Consider the following 26,684-nt stretch of genomic DNA (forward strand, 5'->3'; position numbering starts at 1 on the left):
CGCCGGCCGTGCCGCCCCCGGTTCCCGCGCCGCTGCCGCCGCCCGGACCGGTGCCCGTCCCGCCGGCGCCGGTCCCGTCGGAGGCGCAGGTCGTCCGGCCCGCGTCGGCGGACGCGGTGCCGGTCGTGCCGGACGTCGCCGCGCCGGCCGACGTCGCCGTGGCCGCGGTGCCGCTCGCGCGGGCGAGGACGACGCCCGTCGCGGTCTGCCCGCACGCGTCGGTGACCGTGTAGCCGAAGCTGTCCAGGCCGTAGGCGCCGGAGGGCGCGGTGTAGCGGACCTTCCCGTCCGCGACCCGGGCGGTCCCGCCGGCCTTCGTGGTCGCGTCGACCGCGGTCAGGGTCAGGGCCTGCGCGTTGGCGTCGTGGTCGTTGGCCAGGACGTCGACCGTCGTCGTCGTGCCCGGGGCGACGTCGTCGGCGAGGTCCAGCGCGGCGTACGGCGGCAGGCCGGTGCTCGCCCAGCGGCCGAGGTCGTCGAGCACGTCCACGCGGGCCTTCCGCGACGTCAGCATCGTCTGCAGCTCCGGCCCCGAGAACCGGGCGTACCCGTTGCCGTTCATGATCGTCGCGCCCTCGGCGTTCTCGGACTCGTTGTCGCCGACGTTCCAGTTGTGGCCGATCTCGTGGCGCGTGACGACGTCGAACGGCCCGTCGTCGTCCGAGCCCGACCGGGCGTACGCGTAGTCGGGGCCGAAGGCGACCCTGTACGCCACGCCGCCCCCGCCGGCGTCGACGACCAGCGCCTCGTCGCGGACCGCGTCGGTCTGGTTCGCCCGCCACTCGTCGCGGAACGCGCCGAGGCCGGCGGTCGTCCCGCCGGGCGCGAACGGGTCGCGGGCGGCGACCGCGCGCACCACGACGCGACCGAGCCGCGGCATCGTCTCCGCATCGCGCATGTAGATCGCCCGGACGTTGGAGAGCGAGTACTCGACCTGCTCGAGCGTCTTCGCGGCACTCGATCCGCCGCGACCGGCGTTCAGGTAGTACCCGGAGGTGACGTCCACGCCGAGGTCCCAGGCCCGCATCCGGCCGTCGGCGAGTCCGGGGGAGAGCGTCGTCGTGCTCGGCCACTTCAAGGTCGGCGCGTCGAGGCCGCGGGTCCCGGTGACGGTGGTCCCGTCGGTGAACCACGTCGCGCCGCGGTCGAACGCGATCTGGCCGCGGAGGTCGCCGTCGTCGGCCACGATGCCCGAGGCGACCGCGCCGGGCCGGCCGTCGACCGTCCCGAGGTACGCGCGGTCCGGGCCTGTGGGCGCGTACGCGTCGTAGCCGCCGAGGAGGTTCTGGACCCGCACCTCGAAGTGCGGGCCCCGGAGCGGCACCTTGTGGAGCCGCATCGTGAGGGTCTCGCCGTTCCGCGTGACGGTCTGGACGAGATCGGTGGCGTTCGGGTCCTGCGCCGAGGCGCTCGCGGGGACGGCCAGGAGACCGCAGGCGGCGAGCACGGCGACGCGGACCCGGGGGGACGGGCGCGACGACATGCGCGCGAGCCTCCGCCCAGGTGGAGGCGGACGTCAAGTGCGGTGGCCGGACGTCGGACGGTGCGGCGTCGGCGCGCCCGCTCCCCGGAGGGACCGCCGCGTCGACCGCGCCGGGGCGACCGCCCGCGGCGTGGGCGCGGCACCTCCCGGACCCCGGCGTGGCGCAGGAACTACCCTTGCCCCCGCATGGCCGAGCTCCTGAACCCGCGCCCGACCCCGCCGGACGACGCGCCCCGCCGACCGCGCCTCGGCGTCCTCGGGGCCGGGCAGCTCGCGCGGATGGACCAGCAGGCCGCGATCGCGCTCGACGTCGACCTGCGGCTCCTGGCCGACGGGCCCGGCGACGCGGCGGTCCTCGCGGGGGCCGAGGCCCTCGTCGGCGACCACGGGGACCTCGACGTCCTGCGGGCGTTCGCCTCCGGGGTCGACGTGGTGACGTTCGAGTTCGAGGGCGTCGACAACGCGCTGCTGCAGGCCCTGGTCGACGAGGGCCACCGGCTCGTCCCGGCGCCCACGGCGAAGCTCTTCGCGCAGGACAAGCTCCACCAGCGGCGCGGACTCGGCGACGCCGGGTTCCCGGTGCCGCCGTTCGAGCAGGCGCGCACCCCCGACGAGGTCGCCGCGTTCGCCGCGACCCACGGCTGGCCCGTGGTGCTGAAGGCGCCGCGCGGCGGATACGACGGCCGGGGCGTCGGCGTCGTCGACGACGTCGAGGAGGCCGCGGCCTTCCTCGAGCCGCTCCCCGACGGGGCGCTCGTCGAGCCGAAGGTCGTGATCGAGCGCGAGATCGCCGTGCAGGTCGCGCGGACCTCGGACGGCCGCAGCGTCGCGTACCCGGTGGTCGAGACGGTCCAGCACGAGGCGATGCTCCGCGAGCTCGTCGCGCCGGCGGAGATCCCGGAGGCGCTGGCGCGCGAGGCCGTCGACCTGGCCGTCGCGATCGTCGACCACATCGGCGCGACCGGCCTCGTCGCCGTCGAGCTCTTCGTCACGCCCGACGGGCTGCGGATCAACGAGCTCGCGATGCGCCCGCACAACTCGGGCCACTACTCGATCGAGGGCGCCGTGACGTCGCAGTTCGAGCAGCACCTGCGGGCCGCGCTCGACTGGCCGCTGGGCTCCACGGCGCTCGTCGCCCCGGCCGCCGTGACCGTCAACGTCGTCGGGCCGGAGGACGGCAGCGACCCGCGGTCGCGGCTGCGCGACGCGCTCGCCGTCGTCGGCGCGCACGTCCACCTCTACGGCAAGGGCGCCCGCGCCGGCCGCAAGCTCGGCCACGTGACGGCGCTCGGCCCCGACGTCGCGACCGCGAAGCGGATCGCGTGGCGGGCCGTGGACATCCTCGAGGGGCGCGCGTGACCCGCGTCCAGCACTCCACACCCAGGAGCACCGCATGAGCCAGCCCGTCGTCGGCATCGTCATGGGTAGCGACTCCGACCTGCCGACCATGCTCGGCGCGGCCGAGGCGCTCGGCGAGTTCGGCATCGCGCACGAGGTCCGCGTGGTCTCCGCCCACCGCGCGCCGCGCGACATGATCGCCTACGGCACCGAGGCCCACGAGCGCGGGATCCAGGTGATCATCGCCGGCGCCGGCGGGGCCGCGCACCTGCCGGGCATGCTCGCCTCGACGACGCCGCTGCCGGTGATCGGCGTGCCCGTCCCGCTGCAGCACCTCGACGGGATGGACTCGCTGCTGTCGATCGTGCAGATGCCCGCGGGCGTCCCGGTCGCGACGGTCGGGATCGGCAACGCGCGGAACGCCGGCCTGCTCGCCGCCCGCATCCTCGCCACGGGCGACCCCGAGCGCACCGCGGCGATCCTCCGCGCGCAGGAGGAGCTGCTGGCGTCCTCGCACGAGAAGGACGCGCGGGTCGCGCGGGAGACCGGCCGGGTCGACTGAGCGCCGGCCGCCGCGCGCGGTCCCGCGTCCGCCGCCTACGGGCCGACGACGATCAGCGCCAGCATCCCGACGCCGATCAGGACGCCGAGCCCCGAGAGCACCCCGGTGACGACCGGGCTCATCGGGGGGAACGTCCCGGTCCGCAGTCCGTCCTCGACCGCCTTGCGGCGGCGGTGGCCGTAGGTGATGGCGACGACCCCGGCGATCGCGCAGGCGACCCCGAGCAGCGAGTACGGCCAGCGATGGTCGGCGTCGGCCAGCTCCGGGACCACCCGGGCGGCCGCCAGCGCCGCCGCGAGCGCGGTCAGGCCGGTCCGCCACCACGCCAGGAACGTCCGCTCGTTCGCCAGCAGCGTGCGGCGGCTGTAGTCGCGCGGGTCCAGTGGCCGGTCCGCCCACGCGGCCTCGGCGGCCGCGTCCGGATCGGGGGACGGCGGACGCTCGTCGCCGGACGGGTCCGGCCCGGCCGCCGCGTGGTTCCGGGAGGCGGGATCAGCGGCGGCCACGACCCCACGGTACGCCCCGTCGGCGACCGCCGCGTGAGGAACCGGTGGCCGGCGGCGTCCCGCCCTACGCCACTCGCCCGCGCCAGCGCACGCCGAGGCCCAGCGCCGTCGCGAGGGCGAGGAACGCCGCGAGCGCGAAGATCCAGGTGATCTCCCGCTGCTCGGCCTCGGTCGCCACGCGGGTCCCGAGGCTCTTGTAGATCTCCTCCAGCTGGCCCGCATCGCCCACGCTGAACGACTCGCCGCCGGAGGTCTGGGCGATCTGCTGCATCAGCTGGGGGTCCGGCGGCACCGGCTGGAAACCCCCCTGCCCGTCGGGGACGACCCCGTCCGGGGTGCCGAGGGACACCGTGTAGATCGGCACCCGTTGCGCCTTGGCCGTCGTCGCCACGGCGAGCGGGTCCTCGTCGCCCGGGGACGGCTTGCCGTCGGACAGCAGGATGATCGCTCCCGGCGGACGGACCCCGTCGTTCTTCGCCGGGTCGCCCTCGGCCCGGACCGCGTCGAGGGCGACCGCCAGCGCCGACCCGGTGAACGTGCTGCCGCCAGGGACCAGCGCGTCGACCTGCCGGTTCACGACTCCGCGGTCCGTGGTCGGCTCCTGCACGATGCTCGGGGTCTCGGCGTACCCCACGAGCCCGACCCGGGTCTGCTTCGGAACGCCCTTCAGGAAGCGCCTGGCCGCGTTCTGGACGGCCTCCATGCGCGTGGGCTGCACGTCCTCCGAGCCCATCGACCCGGACGAGTCGATCACGAGCTCGACCGTCGACCGCGACTCCGGCGACGTCTTCGTCACCTCCGGCCGCGTCAGGCCGACCGACATCAGGGCGAGCGCCAGCGCCAGCAGGGCGATCGGGATCCAGCGGCGGTGCGACGGCTGCGCCGCGACGACGGCCTTCAGCGTCGCCGTCGCCGGCATGCGGATCGCGTTCCTGCGTCGCCGTGCCCGCGACGCGTGGATCGCGTAGAGGCCCGCCGGGATCAGCAGCAGGGTGACGAGGAACAGCGGCGCGTCGAGCGCGATCGCCAGGGGCGGGCCGACGCTCATCGCAGCGCCCGTCCCAGGTCGCGGAGCCAGTCGCCTTCCGTGCTGACCTGCAGGTGCTGGACGCGGCTGCGGCGCAGCCGCTCGGCGACGTCGGCGCGGCGCTCGGCCTCGGCGGCCGCGAACGCGTCGCGGACGCGGGCCGACGACGTGTCGACCTCGACGTGGTCGCCGTTCTCCGGGTCGACGACGACGACGATCCCGGCGTCCGGCAGCGCGTGCTCGCGCGGGTCGGAGACCTCGGCGACGAGCACCCGGTGCTGCCGGGCCAGCAGCGACAGCGGGCGGTGCCACCGGGAGTCGTCGCGCAGGTCCGACGCCACGACGATCAGGCCCGGGCGCCGGGCGACGCGGTGCAGGCGCTCGAGCGCGTCGGCGAACGACTCGGTGCGGATCGAGCGGTCGGCGGCGACGCCCTCGGCCAGCGCCCGGTCGATGCCGCCCAGCGCGGCGCGCCCGCCCTTCGGCGGCAGGACGCGGGTGGCCGACGTCGTGGCACCCCAGCGCAGCAGGGCGACGCGGCCGCCGCGACGGACGCCCAGTCGCGAGACGACGCGCACCACGCCCTCGGCGACGTCGGACTTCAGACGCCGCGTGGTCCCGAACGCCATCGAGGCGGAGACGTCGAGCGCGACCCACGTCGTCAGCGTGCGCTCGGGGACGTGGAGCCGCACGTGCGGCTCGCCGGTCCGGGCGCTCGCCGCCGGATCGAGGTGGCGGACGTCGTCGCCCTCCACGTACGGCCGGAGCTGGCTCAGCTCGGTGCCCGACCCGAGGCCGGCGGAGCGGTGCTCGCCCGGCAGGACGCCCGCGCTGCGCTTCGTGATCGCGAGCTCGAGCGCACGGACGGCGTGCCCGCCGATCTGGCCGGGACCCTGCCGGCCGGGCGGGTCGATGAGGAGGTCGCTCACGGGCGGCTCAGGACGACTCGGCGGCCCGGCGGCCGTTGTGGCGCTCCGGCGGGGCCGCCTGCGCCTGCTGCGGCTCGCTCCAGCGGCCGTCCCCGGGGCCGGGGGCGCGGCTCTCGATCAGCGGCGGGGCCTCGCCCCCGTTGGGGTCCACGGCGCGCAGCACGCGGTCGAGGACGTCGTCGGGCGTCAGGCCGTCGGCGTGCGCCTCGTACGACAGGATCAGGCGGTGGCGGAGGACGTCGAGCGCGAGGGCGCGCACGTCGCGGGTCGTCACGTAGTCGCGGCCGCGGAGCACCGCGAGGGCCTGCGCGGCCTGGACGAGCCCGATCGGCCCGCGGGGGCTGGCGCCGACGTCGATCGCGCCGCGGAGCTCGCCGATGCCGTAGCGATCGGGGTGCCGGGTCGCGTCGGCCAGTGCGACGGCGAAGCGCACGACCTGCGGGTCGACGTGGGCGCTGCGCACGGTCTCGCGGTGACGGAGGAGCTTCTCGGGGGTGATGACCTGCCGGACGTCCTCGGCGGCACCGACCGACGCGTGGACGACGGAGGCCTCGTCCTCGATCGTCGGGTAGCCGACGACGACCTTCAGGAGGAAGCGGTCGACCTGGGCCTCCGGCAGCGGATAGGTGCCCTCGGACTCGATCGGGTTCTGCGTCGCGAGCACCAGGAACGGGCTGGGCAGCGGGAACGTGTCGCCGCCGAGGGTGACCTGACGCTCCTGCATGACCTCGAGCAGCGCCGACTGCACCTTGGCGGGGGCGCGGTTGATCTCGTCCGCGAGCAGCAGGTTGCCGAAGACCGGACCGAGCTGGGTCTCGAACGTGCCGGTGTCGGGGCGCCAGATCCGGGTGCCGACGAGGTCGGCCGGCACGAGGTCGGGGGTGAACTGCACGCGGCGGAACTCGCCGCCGAGGACCGTGGAGAGCGTCTTCACCGTCAGCGTCTTCGCCAGGCCCGGGACGCCCTCGAGGAGGACGTGGCCGCCGGACAGGAGCGCGACGAGCACGCGCTCGAGCATCGCGTCCTGGCCGATGACGACCCGCTTGACCTCGTGGAGGACGGCCTCGAGGTCGCGCGCGGCCTCGTCGATCGGCGACGCCGCGGTCTGCTGCTGAGGGTCGGTCGGGGGGATCGGCGTGCTCACGGGTGTGGTCTCCGGCGGTACGGGCGGAACGTCAGGGACCACGGTAGGTCGTCGGTCGTCACCTGGGGATAAGGAGCTCCCGGTGGTGCGGACCGGCGACCGGTGGCCGACGGTGGCGGCGGTCGGGAGGGCGGGGCCCTCCTTCGTGCGTACGCTCCTTCCTACCCGATGGACGCGCCCGGCGTGCCGGGTCCCGGGCGGACCGCCCCGATCGGTCCCGATCACCGGACCGGGAACGGCGGAGGTCGTCGCCGGTCGGGCGCCGACCACGATCGACCGCGCCCCTCGACCCCCGGCCGGCACGGCGTCGCTCGTGGTCGTGGGCCCCACGGGTGTCCCCGCCGTCCGAGCCGGGACCGGACCCGGACGACGGGCGGTCGCTCCCGGTCGGATACCGACCATCCGTGACCCCCGGACCTGTGCCGGACCCCGACCCGACCCGAACCGGCCGGCCCCACCCCCGACCAGGCGCCGGGTCCAGGGCGCTCAGTCCGACGCCCGGGTGGCGTCGACGCCGGTGGGGGAGAGGACGACGAGGGTCGCGTCGTCGGTCAGCGGCTCGCCGGACGCGCCGAGGACGGCCTCCTCGATCGCGTTGACCGTGTTGGCGGCGGTCGGGTTGGGGGCCGTCCGGGCCGCGGCGACGATCCCCGCGACGCCGAAGGTCGAGCCGTCGGCGCGCACGCGATCACGGATGCCGTCGGAGTAGATGATCACGCGGTCGTCCGGCTCGAGCCGGCGGCGGTTGACGGGCGGTCCGGAGCCGTCGGCGTCCTGCGGGCCGACGACGCCCATGATCTCGCCGACGGCGCCCTCCAGCTCCTCCACGCGGCCGTCGGCGGTGATCAGCAGCGGTGCGGGATGCGCGCGATTGATCCAGGTGAACTCCGACGCCAGGGCGTCCCACCGGGCGATCACCGCGGTCGCGACGGCGCCGTCGATCGTGAGGTCGGTCAGCGTGCGGTCCATCAGCCCGACGGTCTCCGGCAGGTCGCGGGCGTTGCGGCGTCCGGCGCGGAACGCCCCGAGCAGCACGGCCGCGAGCCCCGCGGCGCGCGGGCCGGTGCCCTCGCAGTCGGCCAGGCCGATCCAGGCGCCGTCGGAGTTCTCGGCGTAGTCGAACCAGTCGCCCCCGACGTCGTAGGAGGGCAGGACGTTGCCGGCCAGCCCGGCCCCGCCGATGCGGGCGACGCGGGGCGGCAGCAGGTTCTGCTGCATCTCCGACGCGGGCGAGATCCGCTGCCTGCGTGCCGCCTGCGCGTACACGTCGGTGTAGGGGCCGCCCAGTCCGAGGGCGGCGGCACCCTGGCGGGCGAGCTCCTGCAGGGCGTCCTCGCGCGCACCGACGGCGATCAGCGCGCCCGTCGCGCGGCCGCGCAGGTACATCGGGACGACGGCGGCGCCGGGCATCTGCTCTCCGACGACGTGCCGCAGGCTCGCGATCGCGCTGCGCGGCAGCTCGGGACCGACGCCGAGGGACACCGGCAGCTCGGCCGGGAACTCGGCGGGTCCGTGCAGGCGCAGGAGCCGCGAGCCGTCGATGTCGACGACGTAGAGCGCGACCGAGGCGACGCCGCCCAGCCGCTGGGCCTCCGCGACGATCTGCTCGCCGAGCAGGTGGGGTGGGACCTTGTTCAGCACGTCCGCGACGTCGAGCACCGCGGGGGTCGTGCTGCCGAGCTCGCCGGCCGGACGCAGGACGTCGCGCTCGTTGGCCTCGGCGTCGTCGCGTGCCTGCTGCGCGGCGGCGGCGACGAGGTCGCTGCGGCGCGGGAAGTGGCGGTAGGCGGTGGCGCGTCCGACCCGGGCCTCGGCGGCGATCCGCTCCATCCCGGCGTCGGGCTGCTCGCGCAGGATCCGCATCGCCGCGGTGACGAGCCGCGTGTAGTTCAGCGCCGCGTCGCTGCGCTGCTTGCGCGCCCGCACCGATCCCGTGCGCTCCTGCGTGACGGGCTCGGGCGGCGGGTGGGGCTGGGCGGACACGGTGGTGCTCCTGGTCGCTCGTGGACGCCGTCCGGCTCGGTACCGAGACAGCTCGTCCCAGAAGCGCGCCCAAAGCCTATCGGTCGGGCTTCTCGGCGGTGACGATCGGGATGGTGGGGCTAATCTGAGACACCAAGGACGGCGTACCCCGAGGAACCGAGACAGAACGTATCGGTTACGTGCGACGTCCACACTTCCCTCCTTCCCACCATGACGCAGCTCGAATCCCCGAATCCCGGGCAATCGCCCGCGCGCAGCCCGTTGCAGTCGATCGCGGACGCCGTGGCCCGGCACTACAAGGACCAGTTCGGTCGCGGCCCCCACCGGTGTCGCGCGCACTTCGCAGGACGCGACTCGGTCCTCGTCGTCCTCGAGGGGACGATGTCCCCGGCGGAGCGCCGCCTCGCCGAGCTGGGCGAGATCGACCGCGTCCGCGGCGCCCGGGCCGCCCTCCAGAGCGCGGTGCAGGACGACCTCCTCGACGCGGTCCGGGCCGTCGCGGGGCGCGGGGTCGAGTTCGCGGTCCCGGGCATGGACCTCGTGCGGGACGTCGCCACCGAGCTGTTCGTCCTGACGCCCGTCGAGGGCGTCGAGCGCGACTGACCCCGGCGGGGACGTCCGCCACGGGTCAGCGGGCGGGCCCCGGCAGGCTGACGGTGACGTCGAGCCCGCCGGCCTCGGGTGCGTCGATCCGCGTGCTGCCGCCGTGGGCGTCGACGACGGCCCGCACGATGGACAGCCCGAGCCCCGACCCGGTGCCGTGGCGTCCGAGCCGCTCGAACGGCTCGACGATCCGGTCGACGTCCTCGGGCGGGACGCGCGGGCCGCTGTTCTGGACCCGCAGCGTCGCCCACCGCCGGCCGTCCTGCTCGCGCTCCGCGGTCTCGACCCGCACCCAGCCGCCGTCCTCGTTGTAGCGGACGGCGTTGTCGACGAGGTTGAGCGCGACGCGGCCGAGCATCGTGCCGTCGCCCCACGCCCGTGCGGACGACGTCCGCGGGTGGACGGACAGCTTCAGCGTCGGGCAGGAGGGGGCGGCGGCGACGGCCTCCCGGGCGGTCCGCAGCAGGTCGACGTCCTCGTGGCGGTCGACCCCGCGGCGACTGCGCGCGAGCACGAGGAGGCCCTCGAGCAGGTCGTCGAGCTCGTCGGTGCCGGCGAGCACCCGCTCCCCCATCGCCCGGAGCTCGGCGGTCGTCGCGTCGGGGTCCGACAGGGTGACGTCGACCTCGGTGCGGATCGCCGTCAGCGGCGTGCGGAGCTCGTGGCTGGCGTTCTGCACGAAGCGGCGCTGCGCCTGCATCCCGGCCGCGATCCGGTCGAGCATCGCGTCGAACGTGTCGGCCAGCTCGCGGACCTCGTCGTCGGGCCCGTCGAGGCCCAGCCGCTCGTCGAGCCGCTCGTCGGAGACGCGCCGCGCCGTCGCGGTCACCCGGCCGATCGGGCGCAGGGCGCGACGGGCCGCGATCCAGCCGAGGGCGATCGCCAGGAGCGTCGTGCCGACGAGGACGAGGGCGAGCTGCACCGCGACGCGGTCCAGGATCGGGTCGGCGAGGTCGTCCGGCAGCGTGCGGTGCAGGTGCCCGCCGAGCAGGCCGTAGGCGACCGCGAGGACGACGAGCGTGGAGGCCGCGAAGAGGCTCGCGTAGAGCGCCGTCAGCCGGGCGCGGAGCGTCAGGCGCGGCCGGCGCACGGCCCTCACATCCGGTAGCCGGCGCCGCGCACGGTCTGGATCACCGCGGGCTCGCCGACCTTGCGCCGCAGGGTCACGAGGACCATCCGGACGGTGTTGGTGAACGGGTCGACGTTCTCGTCCCAGACCCGCTCGAGCAGCTGCTCGGTGGTGACGACCTGGCCGTCGGCGGCGAGCAGCTCGTGGAGGACGCCGAACTCCTTCGGCGAGAGCTCCAGGTCGCGACCGGCCCGCGTGGCGACGTGGCGCGCGGGGTCGAGCTCGAGGTCGCCGTGGGTCAGGACGCTCGGCCGGACCCGGCCGCTGCGGCGCCCGAGGGCGTCGACGCGGGCCGCCAGCTCCGCGAAGCGGAACGGCTTGGTCATGTAGTCGTCGGCGCCGAGCGCGAGCCCCTCGACCATGTCGTCGAGCGCGCCTGCCGCGGTCAGCATGAGGATCTTCGTGCCGGGCTGCTCGGCGTTCAGCGTGCGACAGACGACGTCGCCGTGGGTGCGCGGCAGGTCGCGGTCGAGGACCACGACGTCGTACGGGTTGACGCGCGCCTTGTAGAGCGCGGCCTCCCCGTCGGCGGCGATGTCGACCGCCAGGCCGCCGCGGCGCAGGCCGCGTGCGACGGCGTCCGCGACCCGCTCGTGGTCCTCGGCGACGAGCACGCGCATCTCAGACCTCGCCCCGGCGGTGGGCCCGGTCCTGCTCCTGCGGGCAGTCGACGTCCTGCAACGTGACGTCCGGTGCCGACCGGGGCGTGGTGCGGTCCGGCGACGGGGCGTCGGGCGTGCTGCGGTCCGGGGCGACCGGCGGGACGGACTGCCGCTCCTGCACCGTCCGCGCGGCGCGCTCGAGCTGCGGTTCCATGCCCGACAGTCCTCCGACGCCGAAGGTGAGCAGCGCGATGCCGCTCGTACCGGTGAGGACCAACGGGACGACGCCGCGCAGCGAGACCATGACGGGAACAGCCAATCGCACGCTGCTGAGCCGGGCGTAAACGTGGGCATCGGGTCGCCGAAGGGTCGCGTGCGCGGGCGGTGCGGCACGCCGCATCGGCCCGGGTCAGACGATCCGGCCGGTGAGCCGGAGCGCGACGCCGGCGCCGGCGACGAGCAGCACGAGGGCGATGCCGACGGGGATCGAGGTCAGCTGGTCCTTGCCGGGGCGCTCGGCGACCTCGGACCCGAGGTCCGCGTAGACCTTCTTGAGGGCGTCGGTCGTCACGGCGTCGGCCGTCGTGCCCCCGGACGCCTCGGCGATCTGGGCCATCGCCCGGCGGTCGGGCGGCACCGTCTCGGTCTTCGTCGTGCCGTCCTTGCGGGTCGACGTCAGCGTGCCGGTGTCGGTGCCCAGCGCGATCGTGAAGACCCGGACGCCGAGTCGTCCGGCCCGGCGGGCCAGGCGGACGGGGTCGCGCCCGCGGACGTTCTTGCCGTCGGACAGCAGGATCACCGCCGCGGGGGTGCGCGGACTCGCGTCCCCCTGCGGCCGGAGGATCGCCAGGGCCGCGGCGAGGGCGTCGCCCGTCGCGGTCGACCCGGCGCCGGTCAGCGTCGCGAGCTGCCGCTTGACGCGGTCGCGGTCGGTCGTGGGGGACGCCAGGAGCTGGGTCCGCTGGTTGAAGGCGATCGCCCCGACCTGGATCTGGGAGGGGACCTGGTCGAGGAACTCGGTCGCGGCCGACTTGACGGCCTCCATGCGGCTGGGGGCGACGTCCTCGGAGCGCATCGACCCGGAGCGGTCGGTCACGAGCATCACGGAGGCCTGCTCGATCTTCTTCTGGACGTCGTGCTGCGGCCGGGCGAGGGCCACGATCAGCGCGACCGCGGCCAGCAGGTAGATCGCGGGCGCCACGTGGCGGTGCCACCCGGTGGTCCCCTTCGTGACCGACGGCATCAGCGCCGCCGACGCCCACGGCTCGGCGCCCCGGGTCCTGCGCCGCTCCCACCAGACGTAGAGCAGGACGGCCGCCGGCACCAGGAGCAGCGCCAGCAGGAACCACGGGGCGACGAAGCTCACGGGATCGAGGGGTTCAGCGGGTTCGAGGGGCTCGACGGCGAGGTCGGCATCGACTGCGTCGGTGCCGTCTGGCTGGACTCGGGGCGGTTCCCGAGCGTCACGTCGACGCTCCGGGTCTTGCCCTTCAGCCGCACCTCGAGCGTGATCCTGTCGCCCGGCTTCTTCTCGTTGACCGTGCTCGTGACGTCGCTGGGCTGGACGACGTCCTTGCCGTCGATCTTCACGATCACGTCGCCGTCGGGCTCGGCCAGCCCGCGCTGGGCGCCGTCGCTGTTGACGCGCAGCCCCGCCCGCGACGCGGGGCTGCCCGCGGTGACGCCGCCCACCATCGCGCCGTCGCCGGACCGGAGCGGACCGACCTGGACGCCGAGGTACGGGTGCGGCACCGCCCTGCCCTGCTCGAGCGTCGGGACGGCGTCGCGGACGGTGTCCGACGGGATGGCGAAGCCGATGCCGATGCTGCCGCCGCTCGTCCCCGTCGTCTGGATCTGCGAGTTGACGCCGACGACCTCGCCCTTCGTGTTCAGGAGCGGGCCACCGGAGTTGCCGCGGTTGATCGGCGCGTCGGTCTGGAGGACCTTCTCGATCTGGAAGTTGTTCTGCGCCGGGATCTCGCGTCCGACGCCCGAGATGATCCCGGCGGTCGTCGTCTGGTCCTGCCCGAGCGGGTAGCCGATCGCGATCACGGGATCGCCGGTCTGCACGTCGTCGGACTCGGCGATCTTCAGCGGCACGAGCTTCGGGGCGTCCTTCGGGTCGACGCGCAGGACCGCGAGGTCCGACGAGATGTCGGTCCCCAGGACCTTCGCGGGGGTGAGCCCGCCGTCGTCCTTGAACCGCACCTGGACCGTGCCGCCCTTGCCGGCGTCGGAGACGACGTGGTTGTTCGTGACGATCGTGCCCTTGTCGTCGTAGACCCAGCCGCTGCCGATCGCGTCGCCGGTCTCGATCCGGACCACGCCCTCGTGCGCGACCTCGTACGCCGCCTTGATCTGGCCGGGGGAGCCACCGTTGCCCGAGACGACGGTGCGCTCGACGGTCTTCGTGTCCGCGAACCGCGTGCCGATCGCGATGCCGCCGACCAGGAGCGCCGCGACGCACAGGGCGACGATCGGCCAGCGCATCGCGCCGACGAAGGTCGCCCAGGCCGAAGGGCCCTCACGTCGCGGCGGCGCGGGCCGGTCGCCGACCGGTAGGGGTGGCGTGCGGTCCTCGGCGCGATGGACCTTCGTGGCGGGCGCGTGGTCCGAGGACAGCGGGCGTCCGGCGGGGGCGGGCTGCTTCTCGGCGTCCAGCCAGCCGTGGTGTTCGTCCTCGGAGGGACCGTCGGACCAGAGGGAGCGGTTGTCGGGCATCAAGGCAGACGTTCGGGGTGTGCGCCGCGGGGGCGGAGTCCGGAGGAGCATCCCGCAGACCGCGTCAGCGGTGCGTAAGGACCCCCGGTGCGCACGCCGTGTCCGCGCGGGTGCCTCGCGGACGACCACGCGCGCCGTCCCGGTCCCCGCGTGGGTCGCGGCACAAACGCCGGGGTGGGGGCCTTGTACCGTCGGTCGCGAGCATGAGCACCGCCGCCGACCAGCCAGCCCCCGCCGTGCAGCTCCCCGACGGGATCGTCACGTTCGAGGTCCCGACGCCCTTCGGCGTCGGCCCGGTGAACGTGTACGTCGTGGAGGGGCCGCTGACCCTCGTCGACACCGGTCCGGCGACCGCCCTGGCGCTGGAGACGCTGGAGCGCGAGCTCGGCGCCCGGGGGCATCGCGTGGAGGACCTCGAGCGGATCGTCCTGACCCACCACCACGTCGACCACTTCGGCCTCGCGGGGCAGCTCGTGCGGCGCTCGGGCGCCGAGGTGCACGCGTTCGGCGGCATCGCCGGCTGGCTCGGCGATTACGCCGCCCGGGCGACCGCGGAGATGCGGTTCATCGAGAAGCGCCTGATCCGCCACGGGCTCCCGCCGGAGGTCGCGCTGGGTGCGCGCGCGGCCGACACGCTCGTCCGCGGGTACGCCGAGTCGGTGGCCGTCGACCACGAGCTCGCGGAGGGCGGCGTCCTGCGGTTCGACGACCGCGAGTGGCAGGTCCACCACCGGCCCGGGCACTCGACGAGCGACACCGTCTTCCACGACCGCGCCGCGCGCACGCTCGTCGCGGGCGACCACCTCCTGGCGCAGGTGTCCTCCAACGCGGTGCTCTCCGAGCCGCTCGGGACGGACGAGGCCGGGGCCGACCCCACGGAGCGCCTGACCCCCCTGCGCGACTATGCGGCGTCGCTCGACCTGACGCACGCTATGGACGTCGACCTCGTCCTCGCCGGGCACGGCCCGCCCGTGACCGACCACCGGGAGCTGATCGAGCGGCGCGTCGCGTCCCGGGAGAAGCGCCTGGACCGGATCGTCGGCGAGGTCGCGGCGGGGCACGCGACGGCGTTCGACGTCGGCCGGGTCATCTGGGGCCGCACCGCGTTCGTGCAGGTCCACCTCGTGATGTCGGAGGTCATCGGGCACCTCGAGCTGCTGGAGGGCGCCGGCCGGATCGTCGGCGAGGAGCAGGACGGCGTCCTGCGCTTCCGGGTCGCCTGAGGGCGCGGGCGACCCGGTCAGCGATCAGTCGCAGACGGGGATCGTCGGGATCCCGAGCTGCCCGACGCGCTTCCCCGACCCCTCCGCGAAGCCGGCGAGGACGTCGTCGCCGCCCTTCGTGACGTGCACGAACGTGCCGCCGAAGGTCTCCGAGGGCTCGAGCTTCGCCTTGAACCCCGCCGCCTTCGACTTCGCGACCATCGCGCTCGTCGTCGTGCCGACCGTCACGCCCGTCGTCGTCCGGACGCCCTTGGTGAAGGTCATGACGTTGAGCTTGCCGCCGACGAACTCGACCGTCCCGCGGAGCCCGGACGGGGCCTTGGAGCCCTTGAGCGCGTAGGTGATCGGGTAGGGCTTGCCGCCGAGCGGGCAGCCCGTCCCGCGGTTCGACAGCCAGCCGGTCTTCACCGCGGCCGAGCGCGACATCCCGAGCTTCAGCGGCCCGACGGCGGTGGTGCCGAGCGTCGTCGGGGTCGCCGCCGCGCCGGCGGGCCCGGCGGGGCTGACGACCGCCCAGCCGGCGACCGCGATCGCGGCGGTGGAGGCGGTGGCGACGAGGCGGCGGGCTGAACGCATGGCGGCACCGTACCGCCGGGGCGTCCCGTCGCCCGCGGCCGGGACCGGTCCGGGACCGCAGAGGAGAAACTTAGAAAATCGGATCAACTTTGTGCTTTTCTGTGTGCGGGGTGGCGGGACGACGCACCTCGCCACCCCGCTCGCCCTTCTCCCGCCGAGGATCGACATGACCCAGACCACCGTCACGCCCGCCGTCCGCCCGGGCTCCCCCGAGCTCGCCGCGCTGCTGGCCCGCATCGCCGAGGGCACGGAGCAGCGCGAGCGCGACCTCACGCGGCCGTTCGAGCAGATCGGCTGGATCAAGGAGGCCGGTCTCGGCCGCCTGCGGCTCCCGGTGGAGAACGGCGGCGCGGGCGCGTCGGTCCGCGAGCTCTTCGAGACCGTGATCGCGCTGGCCGAGGCCGACTCGAACGTCGCGCACGTCCTGCGGGCGCACTTCTGGTTCGTCGAGCAGCAGCTCGCCGTGGCGGACCCGGAGGCCCGGGCCCGCGGTCTCGCGTTCGTGGCGTCCGACGCGCTCGTCGGCAATGGCTTCAGCGAGCAGAGCCGCCACCCGACCGGCCTCTACTTCGACACCGCGTTCACGCCCGACCCTGCCGGCGGCCACCGCCTGAACGGCGAGAAGTACTACTCGACCGGCACGCTCTACGCCGACTACACGCAGATCTGGGCCGCGGCACCCGGGGGCCGGATCGCCGGGGCCGTCGTCCCGATCGACCGCGACGGCGTGACGATCGAGGACGACTGGGACGGCTTCGGCCAGCGCCTGACCGGGACGGGCACGACGCGCCTCACGGACGTCCACGTCGCCGACGACGAGTATTTCGACATCGGCGAGCCCGACGGCCCGCTGCCCCCGAGCTACCACGGCGCGTTCCTCCAGCTCTACCTCCAGGCCGTGACCGCCGGGGTGCTGCGCAGCGTGCGCAACGACGCGGCCCTGCTGACCCGGAACCGGAAGCGCAACTTCAGCCACGCGACCACGCCGCAGGCCGCGAGCGACGACCGTCAGGTGCTGCAGGTGGTCGGCGAGATCTCGGCCGACGTCTTCGCGACCGAGGCGATCGTCCTCGCGGCGGCCGACCGGATCCAGGGCGCCTACGACTCGATCGTCGACGGCGCCCCGACGGAGGAGGCCGCCGAGGCCGCGCAGCTCGCCGCGGCCGAGGCGAAGATCGCCGTCGACCGCTTCGCCCCGTCGACCGCGGCGAAGCTCTTCGACGTCGGCGGCGCGTCGGCCACGCAGGCGGTCCGCAACCTCGACCGCCACTGGCGCAACGTCCGCACGATCTCGACGCACAACCCGACGTTCCTCAAGGCGTCGGCGGTCGGCGACAACGTCGTCAACGGCGCGGCGTTCCCCGCGAACGCCTACTTCTGATCGCCGCCCGGGCGGCGGCGCCGGCGCCGCCGCCGGCGTTCGCGCGTCAGGCGCCCTCGGGCACCGGCAGCAGCGGGCCGTACTCGCCGGGCTGCTGCGTCATCGCGGCGGTCGACGCGGCGATCTGGTTGGGCGAGCCGATCAGCGGGCGCTGGAGCTTCGACTCCAGCAGCAGCCGCGTGGCGTCGTCGCCCTCCCAGGCGTCCTGCAGCAGGCGCTTGCCGAAGCGGATGGCGTCGGGCGACTTGCCGGCGATCTCCGCGGCCAGGGCCTTCGCGGCGGCGAGCGGGTCGGCGTCGGTGCGCGTGACGACGCCGTAGCCGACGGCCTCCTCGCCGCTGAAGATCCGCCCGGTGAACGTCAGCTCCTTGACGACGTCCTGGCGGGCCAGCGGCGGTAGCGTGACCATGAGGCCCATGTCGGGCACGAGGCCCCACTTGATCTCCATGATCGAGAGCTTCGACTCCGGCGTCGCGATCCGGATGTCGGCGCCCAGGGCGATCTGGAGCCCGCCGCCGAAGCAGTTGCCGTGGATCGCGCAGATCACGGGCACCGGCACGGTCCGCCAGGAGTACGCGACCGACTGGTAGATGTTCGACAGCTCGCCGTCGAGGCGCTCCTCGAGCTTCGCGGCGTTGGCGATCGCCCCGTTCTGGACGGCGTCCTGCACGTCGAGGCCGGCGCAGAAGCTCTTCCCCTCGCCGGACAGCACGACGGCGCGCACGTCGTCCTCGCCGCGCAGGCGGACCGCCGCCTCGTGCAGGCCCTGGAACATGGCCACGTCGAGGCCGTTGTGCTTGTCGGCGCGGTTCAGGCGCACGTCGGCGACGTGGTCCTCGATCGTCACGGTCACCCGGTCGTTGCTCATGCCGTGCATCGTCGCGCTTCCGCGCGCGTCGTGCCATCGCGGTGACGGGACCGTCAGGTTCGGGGGTCACCGGCTCGTGACATCGACGTGCGCGTACGCCCCTACCGTCGGCGGCCGTTCCCCTCGACCGAGAGCCCCGATGCCCCGCACCACCACCCTCCTGTCCGCCACCGTCACCGCGGCGGTCTCCGCGATCGCCCTGCTCCCCGCGGGCGCCGGCGCCGCCGCGAACATGACCCCGGACTACGAGGTCAAGCTGCTGATGAACCCCGCGACGACGCTCGGCAGCGACAACAAGCCGACGCCCGCGGTGCTGTCCGCGTTCGGCGCGCCGTCGACCGTGACGAAGATGAACGTGCAGTTCCTCGACACCTCCGCGAAGGACATCTACGACGCCGGCTGGAGCCCGCGGATCCGGAAGACCGAGGGCGAGAGCGGCTTCGAGCTGACGTACAAGAAGCGCTACCCGGTCGGGGCGGGCGGCATCGACGGGGCGCTGTCCGACGCCAACGCCGACGGCCTCGACGCGAACGACACGACCTACGACGCGCAGATCGAGTGGGGGTACCAGAAGCAGACCCTCTCGATCAGCCGCAAGAAGTCCGCGACGAGGTCCGGCTACAGCGGCATGGACCTGCCGAACCAGAGCGACTCGCGCAGCATGCTGATCTCGAACGCGCCGGACCAGTTCGACGACTGGCTCGGCAACGGCTGGGGCACCGGCGAGCTCGCCTCGTCGCGGATCTTCGGCCCCGTCCTCGCGAAGCGCTCGGTCGGCACGTGGAAGGGCCGCGAGCTCGACATCGAGGTCTGGCCGATCAAGGCCGCCTCGGGCACCGGCACCGAGTACCTCGTCGAAGCGTCGTTCAAGACGACCAGCCGCGCGACCGCCTCGGCCGACCACGACGCCCTCCAGGCCTACCTCCAGTCGAAGGGCTGGTTCCTGGCGCAGGACTCGCTGAAGACGCAGCAGATCATGGACCGCTACTAGGCGGGTGGAATCCACCCGCGGGCGGCGGGTCATGATGGGGCCATGACCGCCGCGTGTCGGGCCATGATCTCGTGCGTCTGTGCGGCCACGGTCGTCGGCGGCGTCGCGCGCCCGGGCCGCGCGCGGCCCGGCGCTGCTCGCGCCGCCGCTGGTCGTCGGGAGCGTCGACGGCGGCGAGCTCGACCTCCGGATGCGCCTCCGGTTCGGGCGCCGCATCCCCATCGGGCACACCACCTCCGGGCTGGACCGCGGCGGACACCTGGGCCACACGCGGGGGCGGGTCGTCCTCGCGGGGTTCCGCCCGGCGTCCGGTGCTGCGCTGCACCGGCTCGCCGCGTTCGACGTGGGGGACGACCACGGGTTCACGCCGAACGGCCGTTCGCCGCTCGACGGCTGGTGCTACGGCACCGAGGTGCTGCTCCGGCTGCGCGGCGTCCCCGAGGCCCGGTCGCTCGCCGCCCTCCCGAGCGGCGCGCCGCGCACGGTCCGGGTCGCGGTCATGGCGAAGGGCGGCGGCATGACGACGTACGACGTGCCGAACTACAACGACCGGGACCGCCGAACGTCACGGGCCGCTCGGGCGACGGGCTGCGACGCGCCGTACGTCAGCGGTCCCTGACGGGAGGACCGGCCGGGGAGTCGGAGGGTGGGTCCGACGGGTCGTCGTCCCGCTCACCCGTGGCCGCCGTCCGCAGGAACGCGCCGGCGATCGCTCCCAGCCCGACGAGGCCGATCAGGCCGAAGGCGAGCAGCAGGCCGCCGTAGATGAGGAGCGACAGCAGCTCGTCGGCGAGGTGGTCGAACGAGGTGTCGCCCTGCAGGTCGTCGTCGCGCGCGGCGATGAACCACGTGATCGCGAAGCCGACGGCCGCGACCGCGGTCACCGTCCCGCCGAAGATCTGCCGGCGAGCGATCCAGCCGAACAGCACGCCGAGCAGGAGCGGGGCGCCGATCCACAGCGCGACCGCGGCCCAGTCGGTCTCGACGAGGTAGCTCTTGTTCTCCTCGGTGCCGCCGACGGCCCGCTCGGCGAGGACGACGCCGTGCGTGAGCGTCGGGTCGAGGGCGATCGGGACGGTCAACACCGACGTGCACCGTACACGCGGAGGCCCTCCGTGTCGCGCGCGTCGCTCAGCCGCCGACGCGGTGGCCGTGGATCCCGGCCTGGAGGAGGATGAGCTCCAGCGAACGGACGGGGTCGGCCGGGCGGACCAGGACCTCGAAGCCGCCCGAGCGGGAGCGGTGGAACAGGCCGGCGTCGGCCACGATCAGGAGACCGCGACCATCGGCCGTGATCGTCAGCGACGCCATGCGCGGGTCGGCCCACGGGACGTTGACGAGCGGGCCGCGCCGGCCGTGGACGGCCAGCCGCCCGCGGGTGACGACGAGCACGGCGCGGATCCAGTCGCGACGCCAGGTCGCGCGCTCGCCGGGTGCGCGCCAGTGGCGCCGCGTCACGTGCCCGCGGAGGCCCTCCTCGAGCAGGAGGATCCCCTCGCCCTGCAGGGCCGTCCGGGCGTCGGGCCGGAGCGTGCCCGATCCGAGGAGCAGCCTGGCGACGGGGTGCACCACGGTGCGGACGCTAGCCGCCGGCGCGGTCGCCACGTGACGGTCCGGTGAAGGGCGTTCGCGGCCGCGCGCGGGACGGGTACCGGCGCGGCATGGACGTCCGCGAGCTCGTCGACCACCACGCGCTCGCCGCGATCGAGCGCCAGATGGTCTTCGCCGACATCCTCGGCGACCAGCGCTACGCGGTCGACCTCCAGGCCGGGACGGTCGTGATCGGGGACGACCTCGAGCTGCAGGTCGGTCTCCTCGGGTCGGCGGCGCCCGGACCGGGCACGTGGCTCTGGGGCTGGGCGAACCCGGGCGGCTACCCGGCGGCGGTGCTCGCCACGGCGGAGCGCGTCCGGGCGTTCGGCGGCGAGCACGAGATCGCGGAGCTCGCGGACCCGGAGGTCCCGCTCGACGCGGACCGGGACGCGACGCGCGCCGGCGTCGCGGCCGTCGGTGCCACGGGCCTGCAGGCGTGGCTGCCGGTCGAGGCCGACGGCGGCACCCAGGTGATGCTCGGCATCGAGAGCGACCTCCCGACGGCACCGCCGACCGTCGAGCCGACGCGGCTCGGGCCCGTCCTGAACCAGGCGCTGACCTCGGGCCTCGTCAGCGACTGGCGGCGGGCGCTCGCGGCGTACGCACGACATCGCGGCGGCGGTCTGCGGGACGAGGGCGACACGCTCGTCCTCGAGCCGGCCGGGGGAGATCGCGGGGCGACCGTCGGGCTCGACGACGTCGGCCGGATCACGTCGCTGGCCCTGACCCGCAGCGCGGAGCCCTACGACCCCGGGGCGTCCGACGGTCCCGGCGACGCGGGCGGGCCGGTGGGGCCGGGCACGCCGCCCGCGACGGACACGCAGCCGCCGGCGGAGCCCCGCAGGCGCGGGCTGCTCCGTCGGCGACGCTGACCGCGCGGCAGGGTCGATCGGGCTGCCGCGGACGGCGCGCCGTCCGTCCCCGGTCGACGTCCGTGGGACGTCGCCGGGGGACGGCCGTGACCCTCAGGCCGGGACGACTCCGGCCATCAGCTCGCCGGCGACGCGGTCGGTCGCGCCGCTCGCCCCGCCCAGCAGGCGTCGCGAGAGCTGCGCCCGGCGGAAGTACAGCGGGGCGTCGTGCTCCCACGTCGCGCCGATGCCGCCGTGCACCGAGATCTGGACCCGGGTGGCGACGTCGAGCGCGTGCTCGGCGCCGGAGCGCGCGGCGGCGGTGGCCAGCGCGAGCTCGCCCGGAGCGTTCTCGAACGCCCACGCCGCGTAGATCAGGAGCGACTTCGCGTTCTCGAGGAGGCGCAGGACCTCGACGAGCTGGTGCTTGACCGCCTGGTACGAGCCGATGGCGCGCCCGAACGTGTGGCGCTCCTTCGCGTAGGCGATCGCGATCGGCAGCAGCGCGTCGACCGTGCCGACGGCCTCGGCGGCCAGGAGGCCCTGGGCGACCTGCCAGGCGCGGCGGATGGCGGTCTCGTCGGCCTGGACCACGCGGCCCTGGACGTCCTTCAGCGTCACGTGGCCGAGCGGGCGCGTGGCGTCGTAGCGCCAGAGGCCCTCGACGGTCACGCCGGTGGCGGTCGCGTCGACGAGCACGGCGACCGGGCCCTCGGGGCCGCTCGCGGTGACGAGCAGCTGCTCGGCCTGCGCGGCGTCGGGGACCCAGTGGACGGTGCCGTTCAGCGTGGCGGCATCGCCGTCGAGCTCCGCCGTCGGCAGGTCGGCCCGCAGGACGCCGCGGTGCGGGTCGCTCGTCCAGCGCGGCTCCTGGTCGGTCGGCGGCGCGGCGGGCAACCACGCGATGCGGGTCTCGCCGCCGGCGACGACCTCGGCGGCCTGGTCGTCGGCCGCGTCGAGGATCGTCGCGGCGGGCAGCGTCGAGACGAGCGGCACGGGGGCCAGCACGCGGCCGGCCTCCTGCGCCACGAGCATCGCGTCGTACAGGCCGAGGCCGGCACCGCCCTGGTCCTCGCTCGTCAACAGGCCGGTCCAGCCGGCCTCGACGATCGTCTTCCACAGGTCGGGGCGCTTGCTCTCGTCCTCGAGCGCCTCGCGGGCGGCGGCGACGGTGTCGACGCGCTTCAGCGCACCGCGGGCGGCCTCGCGCAGGAACTCCTGCTCGTCGGTCAGCGACAGGTCCATCTCAGGCCACCTTCTCGTTCTCGCGGGCCTTCAGTTCGCTGAAGGGGACGCCCTTGTCGGACCGGGGCTCGGGCGGGAGGCCCAGCACGCGCTCGCCGATGGTGTTGCGGAGGATCTCCTCGGTGCCGCCGGCCGACTTCAGGCCCGGCAGGAACGAGATCATGTAACCCCACTCGGAGCCCTCGTCCAGCGCATCGGGACCGAGGACGTCGGCGATCAGGTCCCCCGCGTCGATCGCGGACTTCACGACCGTGACCTTGCCCAGGCCGAACTCCGGCCCGGGCAGCTGGCCGCCGGCCAGGTCGGACAGCAGGCGATGGCCCGCGAAGCGCGAGGCGATCATCTCGGTGCCGATGTGGCCGAGGCGCTGGCGGACCTCGGGGTCCTCCTGCGCGCCGGGGGCGGACTTCACGCCGGCGGCGAAGCGCTCGGCGGAGTAGCCGATCGACGTCGTGCCGATCGAGAGCCGCTCGAACATCAGGACGGTCAGGGCGGTGCCCCAGCCGTTCCCGACCTGGCCGAGGACCGTGTCCGCGGGGACGTGGACGTCGTCGAGGAAGACCTCGTTGAACTCGGCCTCGCCGGAGATCTGCCGCAGGCCGCGGATCGTGATGCCCGGCGCGTCCATCGGGACGATGAACATCGTCAGGCCCTTGTGCTTGGGCACGTCCGCGTCGGTGCGGGCGAGCAGCACGCCGAAGGCGGAGAACTGCGCGTTGGTGGTCCAGACCTTCTGGCCGGAGATCTTGAACGAGCCGTCCTCCTGCTCGACCGCGCGGGCGGTGACGCCGGCCAGGTCGGAGCCCGCGGCGGGCTCGGAGAACAGCTGGCAGCAGACCTCGTCGCCGTGGAGCATCGGGCCGAGGTAGCGGCGCTTCTGCTCCTCGGTGCCGTGGACGATGATCGCCGGGCCCATCATGCCCAGGCCGATGAAGTCCAGGGCGCCCGGGACCTTCGCGCGGGCGAGCTCCTGGTTGACGATGACCTGCTCGATCGGGCCCTTGCCGGCGCCGCCGAACTCCTCGGGCCACGTGACGCCGCAGAGGCCGCCCTCGGCCAGCTTGCGCTGCCAGCCGCGCCACGCCTCGATGCGCTCGTGCTCGTCCTCGATCTGGCCCTCGCCGAGCACGATCGGCGCCTCGGCCTTGTGCTCGTCCAGCCATCCGCGCACCTGCGCGCGGAACGCCGCCTGCTGCGGGTCGTCGTTCAGATCCACCGTGTGCTCCTTCGCGTCCGCGGGGGACGCTCGCCGGGTTCTCGACTGGCCGACCAGCCAGTCAACGCAAGGGTAGCGCGCGAAGCGAGAAGTGGCACCTCTTGCTTTCTGTGCGGTGCGTCCGGCCCGGTGGGGCTGGGGCCCACCGGATCTCGGGTGGCCGGAACCCGGGTGCAGTGCGGTCGGGCGCGCGGTCCTCCACGGTCGGCGTGCCGACCGAGGACGACCTCCGGTCGGACGGGACACCGGACCCGTGACCCGGGAAGCGGAGGGTTCGGGGTTGCGGCGGTCGATCGTGGTCGGTATCCGACCACTGGTGACCGTCGGTCGGACGGTCCCACCGTCGCGGGTCACGGATGGTCGGTATCCGACCACTGGTGACCTCCGGTCGGACGGTCCCACCGTCGCGGGTCACGGATGGTCGGCATCCGACCACTGGTGGCCTCCGGTCGGACGGTCCCACCGTCGCGGGTCACGGATGGTCGGCATCCGACCACTGGTGACCTCCGGCCGGCGTGAGCCGCGAGCCCGAGTCGCGCCGGCTCGGCGGCCGCCCCGCGTCAGCGCGCGTCGAGGTGCGCGGCGATCGCCGCCAGGGTGCGGGCCGTGGCCGCCAGGTCCTCGGCCGGCAGCTCCGCGAGGTCCTCGGCCCACTCCGCCTGCCATGCGGCGACGCGTCGGGCGACGGTCTCGCGGCCCTCCGGGGTCAGGGCGACGCGGACGACGCGGCGGTCGTCGGTGTCGCGGACGCGGGTCGCCAGGCCGTCGGCCTCGAGGCGGTCGACCGTCGCCGACGTCGACGCCGGGTTCAGGCCGGCGGAGCGTCCGAGCTCGCCGATCGAGACGGGCGTGCTCGCGCCGTCGGCCCCGCAGAACGTGCCGAGCTGCCCCAGGACGCGGAGCTCGCCCGTCCCGAGGCCCTCGCCGGTGTGCGCGCGGCGGGACTTCAGGCGCCGGATCGCGCCGAGGAGCGACCAGACGGCGTCGGCGACGTCGGCCGCGGCGGTGTCGGCGCGGGCATCGCCGGCCGGAGAGGCACCGATCGCGTCGGGCCCCGCGTCGTCCGGGCCCGTCGCGACGGCGCCCGTCGCCGCTCCGGCTCCACCCGCCGCCGCTCCGACCCCGGACGGCGCCGCGCTCGTCGTGCTCACGCGAGCGCCTCCAGGGCCTCCGCGGCACGGTCTCCGGACCGCGGGTCGTCGTCGCCCGACCCGGGTGCGGCGGGGCCTCCGGGGCCGTCGCCCGCGGCGTCGGCCTCGCGCTTGCGCCGACGCTCGACCGTCATGAGGATGAACGCGGGGATCAGCGCGACGATCGTCACGCCGATGACCCACCAGTAGACGTCGCCGAACGCCCCCGCCAGCGCCGCCTTGTCGGCGGCCCGGCTGCCGAGGTCCTCGGTGTTGCGCTGCAGGACGACCGTCAGGACCGCGACGCCGATCGAGCCGCCGACGCGCTGGAGCGTGTTCAGCTGCGGGGACGCGTGGTTGATCTCCGACGGCTTCAGGACCGAGAAGGCCGCGGTCATCGCGGGCATCATCGAGAGGCCGACGCCGAGCCCGCGGACGACCATCGCGGCGCTCGTCAGGCCGTACGACGTGTTCTCGGTCAGCAGCATGAACGGGACCGTCGCCAGCGCCGTGATCGAGACGCCGATCACGGTCAGGCGGCCCGCGCCGAAGCGCTCCGTGAGGCGACCGGAGAGGCCCATCGCGACCATCGCGCCGACGCCCTGGGGGCCGACGAGGAGGCCCGTCGAGATCGCGCCCTGGCCGCGCACCTGCTGGAAGTACAGCGGGATGATCACCATCGCGCCGAACAGCGCGGCGCCGAGCGCGAACGTCGTCAGCGACGCCGCGGCGAACGCGCGGTTGCCGTAGAGCCGGACGTTCAGGAGCGGGTTGGGGATCCGCAGCGCCCGCGCGACGAACAGCGCGACGAGGACGAGCCCGAGGACGATCGGCAGCACGACGTGGACCGAGCCGAGGTCCTTCGTGGCGGTCTCCGCCAGGCCGTAGGTGACGGCGGTGACGCCGACCGCGACGAGGCCGAGGCCGATCGCGTCGAGCTTGCCGGCGGCCTCCGGGGCCGCCTCGTCCTTCGGCAGGAGGCGCATCGTCGCGAACACGGCGAGGACGCCGATCGGGACGTTGACGAGGAAGATCGACTCCCAGCTCACGTGCTCGAGCAGCAGTCCGCCGATGGTCGGCCCGAAGACCGGCGCCAGGACGATCGGCACGCCGATGAAGCTCATGATCCGCGCGAGGTTCTGCGGTCCGGCGGCACGGACGAGGATCATCTGGCCGACCGGCATGATCATGCCGCCGCCGATGCCCTGGAGCACGCGGAACGCGATCAGCGACCCGCTCGACCACGCGAGCCCGCAGAGCGCCGAGCCCACGGTGAAGATGATCAGCGAGACGACGTAGAGGCGCCTGGCACCGAACCGCGTCGACGCCCAGCCGGTGATCGGGATCACCGCCGCCAGCGAGAGCAGGTAGCCCGTGGCCACCCACTGGATGTCGCTCAGCGGCGAGTTCAGGTCCCGCGACAGCGTGTCGAGCGCGACGTTGACGATCGTCGTGTCGAGCACGGACATGATCGCGCCGAGCACGATCACGACGGCGATCTTCTTGACGTGGGGCTCGATCGGCGCGGGGCGCGCCTTCGCGGCGGTGGTGGACATCGGTGCTCCTGATCCTTCGGTGCCGAA

At 74.6% G+C, this 26,684-nt stretch carries 27 protein-coding genes; 8 read left to right on the plus strand and 19 right to left on the minus strand.

The annotated features are described in order from the left end of the window. A partial coding sequence (locus tag PATMI_RS37350) for an Ig-like domain-containing protein (RefSeq protein WP_051471245.1) occupies positions 1-1,483 on the minus strand: 1,483 nt, incomplete at its 3' end. 186 nt (positions 1,484-1,669) lie between these two features. On the opposite strand from PATMI_RS37350, the gene PATMI_RS28630 reads away from it, so the two are divergent. Together PATMI_RS28630 and purE are read left to right on the plus strand one after the other, a co-directional pair. Then, positions 1,670-2,842 carry a 5-(carboxyamino)imidazole ribonucleotide synthase gene (locus tag PATMI_RS28630; RefSeq protein ID WP_051471246.1) on the plus strand — a complete coding sequence of 391 codons (1,173 nt, stop codon included), beginning with the start codon at positions 1,670-1,672 and terminating at the stop codon, positions 2,840-2,842. Between the two features lie 34 nt (positions 2,843-2,876). Continuing rightward, positions 2,877-3,383, plus strand: coding sequence for a 5-(carboxyamino)imidazole ribonucleotide mutase (gene purE / locus PATMI_RS0108940; protein ID WP_026910643.1), 507 nt, complete (start codon positions 2,877-2,879; stop codon positions 3,381-3,383). Positions 3,384-3,418: 35 nt separating this feature from the next. Here the strand turns inward: purE and PATMI_RS37355 are convergent, their stop codons facing one another. The 5 genes from PATMI_RS37355 to PATMI_RS0108965 form a co-directional block, all read right to left on the minus strand. Next, positions 3,419-3,889 carry a YidH family protein gene (locus PATMI_RS37355; RefSeq protein WP_051471247.1) on the minus strand — a complete coding sequence of 157 codons (471 nt, stop codon included), beginning with the start codon at positions 3,887-3,889 and terminating at the stop codon, positions 3,419-3,421. Between the two features lie 64 nt (positions 3,890-3,953). Then, entirely contained in the window at positions 3,954-4,937 is a 984-nt protein-coding gene (locus tag PATMI_RS0108950) for a VWA domain-containing protein (protein WP_026910644.1), read from the minus strand. Next, complete coding sequence (locus PATMI_RS28640; protein WP_051471248.1) at positions 4,934-5,845, minus strand: DUF58 domain-containing protein; 912 nt, start codon at positions 5,843-5,845, stop codon at positions 4,934-4,936. The genes PATMI_RS0108950 and PATMI_RS28640 overlap by 4 nt, the downstream gene beginning before the upstream one ends. A 7-nt stretch (positions 5,846-5,852) precedes the next feature. Next, positions 5,853-6,989 carry an AAA family ATPase gene (locus tag PATMI_RS35835; protein WP_245604140.1) on the minus strand — a complete coding sequence of 379 codons (1,137 nt, stop codon included), beginning with the start codon at positions 6,987-6,989 and terminating at the stop codon, positions 5,853-5,855. Between the two features lie 486 nt (positions 6,990-7,475). Then, a complete protein-coding gene (locus tag PATMI_RS0108965) occupies positions 7,476-8,972 on the minus strand; it encodes a PP2C family protein-serine/threonine phosphatase (RefSeq protein WP_026910645.1) in 1,497 nt (498 codons plus the stop codon). A 210-nt stretch (positions 8,973-9,182) separates the two neighbouring features. Here PATMI_RS0108965 and PATMI_RS0108970 point away from each other — a divergent pair, with 210 nt between their 5' ends. Next, complete coding sequence (locus tag PATMI_RS0108970) at positions 9,183-9,575, plus strand: Na-translocating system protein MpsC family protein (RefSeq protein WP_084269811.1); 393 nt, start codon at positions 9,183-9,185, stop codon at positions 9,573-9,575. A gap of 25 nt (positions 9,576-9,600) precedes the next feature. On the opposite strand, the gene PATMI_RS0108975 is transcribed toward PATMI_RS0108970, so the two are convergent. The 5 genes from PATMI_RS0108975 to PATMI_RS28650 form a co-directional block, all read right to left on the minus strand. Next, positions 9,601-10,665, minus strand: a complete 1,065-nt coding sequence (locus PATMI_RS0108975) for a sensor histidine kinase (RefSeq protein WP_169738342.1) — start codon at positions 10,663-10,665, stop codon at positions 9,601-9,603. Between the two features lie 5 nt (positions 10,666-10,670). Continuing rightward, the gene (locus PATMI_RS0108980; protein ID WP_026910648.1) at positions 10,671-11,324 is read right to left on the minus strand and encodes a response regulator transcription factor; all 654 of its coding nucleotides are present in this window, start codon (positions 11,322-11,324) and stop codon (positions 10,671-10,673) included. A gap of 1 nt (position 11,325) precedes the next feature. Further along, positions 11,326-11,625, minus strand: coding sequence for a hypothetical protein (locus PATMI_RS0108985; RefSeq protein WP_157260687.1), 300 nt, complete (start codon positions 11,623-11,625; stop codon positions 11,326-11,328). Positions 11,626-11,715: 90 nt separating this feature from the next. After that, the gene (locus PATMI_RS0108990; RefSeq protein WP_026910650.1) at positions 11,716-12,672 is read right to left on the minus strand and encodes a VWA domain-containing protein; all 957 of its coding nucleotides are present in this window, start codon (positions 12,670-12,672) and stop codon (positions 11,716-11,718) included. After that, a complete protein-coding gene (locus tag PATMI_RS28650) occupies positions 12,669-14,027 on the minus strand; it encodes a S1C family serine protease (RefSeq protein ID WP_051471249.1) in 1,359 nt (452 codons plus the stop codon). The genes PATMI_RS0108990 and PATMI_RS28650 overlap by 4 nt, the downstream gene beginning before the upstream one ends. A 203-nt stretch (positions 14,028-14,230) precedes the next feature. Between PATMI_RS28650 and PATMI_RS0109000 the strand changes: the two genes are divergently transcribed. Further along, complete coding sequence (locus tag PATMI_RS0109000) at positions 14,231-15,250, plus strand: MBL fold metallo-hydrolase (RefSeq protein WP_026910651.1); 1,020 nt, start codon at positions 14,231-14,233, stop codon at positions 15,248-15,250. 24 nt (positions 15,251-15,274) lie between these two features. Here PATMI_RS0109000 and PATMI_RS0109005 read toward each other — a convergent pair whose 3' ends face one another. Beyond that, positions 15,275-15,826 carry a hypothetical protein gene (locus tag PATMI_RS0109005; protein ID WP_026910652.1) on the minus strand — a complete coding sequence of 184 codons (552 nt, stop codon included), beginning with the start codon at positions 15,824-15,826 and terminating at the stop codon, positions 15,275-15,277. A gap of 166 nt (positions 15,827-15,992) precedes the next feature. Here PATMI_RS0109005 and PATMI_RS0109010 point away from each other — a divergent pair, with 166 nt between their 5' ends. Beyond that, on the plus strand, positions 15,993-17,207 hold the full coding sequence (locus tag PATMI_RS0109010) for an acyl-CoA dehydrogenase family protein (RefSeq protein WP_026910653.1): 1,215 nt from the start codon (positions 15,993-15,995) through the stop codon (positions 17,205-17,207). Positions 17,208-17,253: 46 nt separating this feature from the next. Here PATMI_RS0109010 and PATMI_RS0109015 read toward each other — a convergent pair whose 3' ends face one another. After that, complete coding sequence (locus PATMI_RS0109015; protein WP_026910654.1) at positions 17,254-18,075, minus strand: crotonase/enoyl-CoA hydratase family protein; 822 nt, start codon at positions 18,073-18,075, stop codon at positions 17,254-17,256. Positions 18,076-18,214: 139 nt separating this feature from the next. On the opposite strand from PATMI_RS0109015, the gene PATMI_RS0109020 reads away from it, so the two are divergent. Together PATMI_RS0109020 and PATMI_RS0109025 are read left to right on the plus strand one after the other, a co-directional pair. Continuing rightward, positions 18,215-19,066: a hypothetical protein gene (locus tag PATMI_RS0109020; RefSeq protein WP_026910655.1), complete on the plus strand. Its 852-nt coding sequence runs from the start codon at positions 18,215-18,217 to the stop codon at positions 19,064-19,066. Positions 19,067-19,145: 79 nt separating this feature from the next. Continuing rightward, on the plus strand, positions 19,146-19,685 hold the full coding sequence (locus PATMI_RS0109025) for a hypothetical protein (RefSeq protein WP_026910656.1): 540 nt from the start codon (positions 19,146-19,148) through the stop codon (positions 19,683-19,685). Here PATMI_RS0109025 and PATMI_RS0109030 read toward each other — a convergent pair. Next, a complete protein-coding gene (locus PATMI_RS0109030) occupies positions 19,672-20,151 on the minus strand; it encodes a hypothetical protein (protein ID WP_026910657.1) in 480 nt (159 codons plus the stop codon). The genes PATMI_RS0109025 and PATMI_RS0109030 overlap by 14 nt on opposite strands. A 46-nt stretch (positions 20,152-20,197) precedes the next feature. Continuing rightward, on the minus strand, positions 20,198-20,638 hold the full coding sequence (locus PATMI_RS28655; protein WP_036725561.1) for a hypothetical protein: 441 nt from the start codon (positions 20,636-20,638) through the stop codon (positions 20,198-20,200). Positions 20,639-20,727: 89 nt separating this feature from the next. Here PATMI_RS28655 and PATMI_RS34195 point away from each other — a divergent pair, with 89 nt between their 5' ends. Continuing rightward, entirely contained in the window at positions 20,728-21,531 is an 804-nt protein-coding gene (locus PATMI_RS34195; RefSeq protein WP_157260688.1) for a DUF6882 domain-containing protein, read from the plus strand. 93 nt (positions 21,532-21,624) lie between these two features. On the opposite strand, the gene PATMI_RS0109045 is transcribed toward PATMI_RS34195, so the two are convergent. The 4 genes from PATMI_RS0109045 to PATMI_RS28675 all read right to left on the minus strand — a co-directional run bounded on the left by PATMI_RS0109045 (position 21,625) and on the right by PATMI_RS28675 (position 26,657). Continuing rightward, positions 21,625-22,755 carry an acyl-CoA dehydrogenase family protein gene (locus PATMI_RS0109045; RefSeq protein WP_026910658.1) on the minus strand — a complete coding sequence of 377 codons (1,131 nt, stop codon included), beginning with the start codon at positions 22,753-22,755 and terminating at the stop codon, positions 21,625-21,627. 1 nt (position 22,756) lies between these two features. Beyond that, the gene (locus PATMI_RS0109050; RefSeq protein ID WP_026910659.1) at positions 22,757-23,971 is read right to left on the minus strand and encodes an acyl-CoA dehydrogenase family protein; all 1,215 of its coding nucleotides are present in this window, start codon (positions 23,969-23,971) and stop codon (positions 22,757-22,759) included. A 560-nt stretch (positions 23,972-24,531) separates the two neighbouring features. Continuing rightward, a complete protein-coding gene (locus tag PATMI_RS34200) occupies positions 24,532-25,122 on the minus strand; it encodes a MarR family winged helix-turn-helix transcriptional regulator (RefSeq protein ID WP_051471251.1) in 591 nt (196 codons plus the stop codon). Further along, positions 25,119-26,657 (minus strand): DHA2 family efflux MFS transporter permease subunit, encoded by a 1,539-nt coding sequence (locus tag PATMI_RS28675; RefSeq protein ID WP_084269813.1) that lies wholly within the window; start codon positions 26,655-26,657, stop codon positions 25,119-25,121. The genes PATMI_RS34200 and PATMI_RS28675 overlap by 4 nt, the downstream gene beginning before the upstream one ends. Positions 26,658-26,684: the final 27 nt, after the last annotated feature.

Source organism: Patulibacter minatonensis DSM 18081 (assembly GCF_000519325.1).
GTDB lineage: Bacteria > Actinomycetota > Thermoleophilia > Solirubrobacterales > Solirubrobacteraceae > Patulibacter > Patulibacter minatonensis.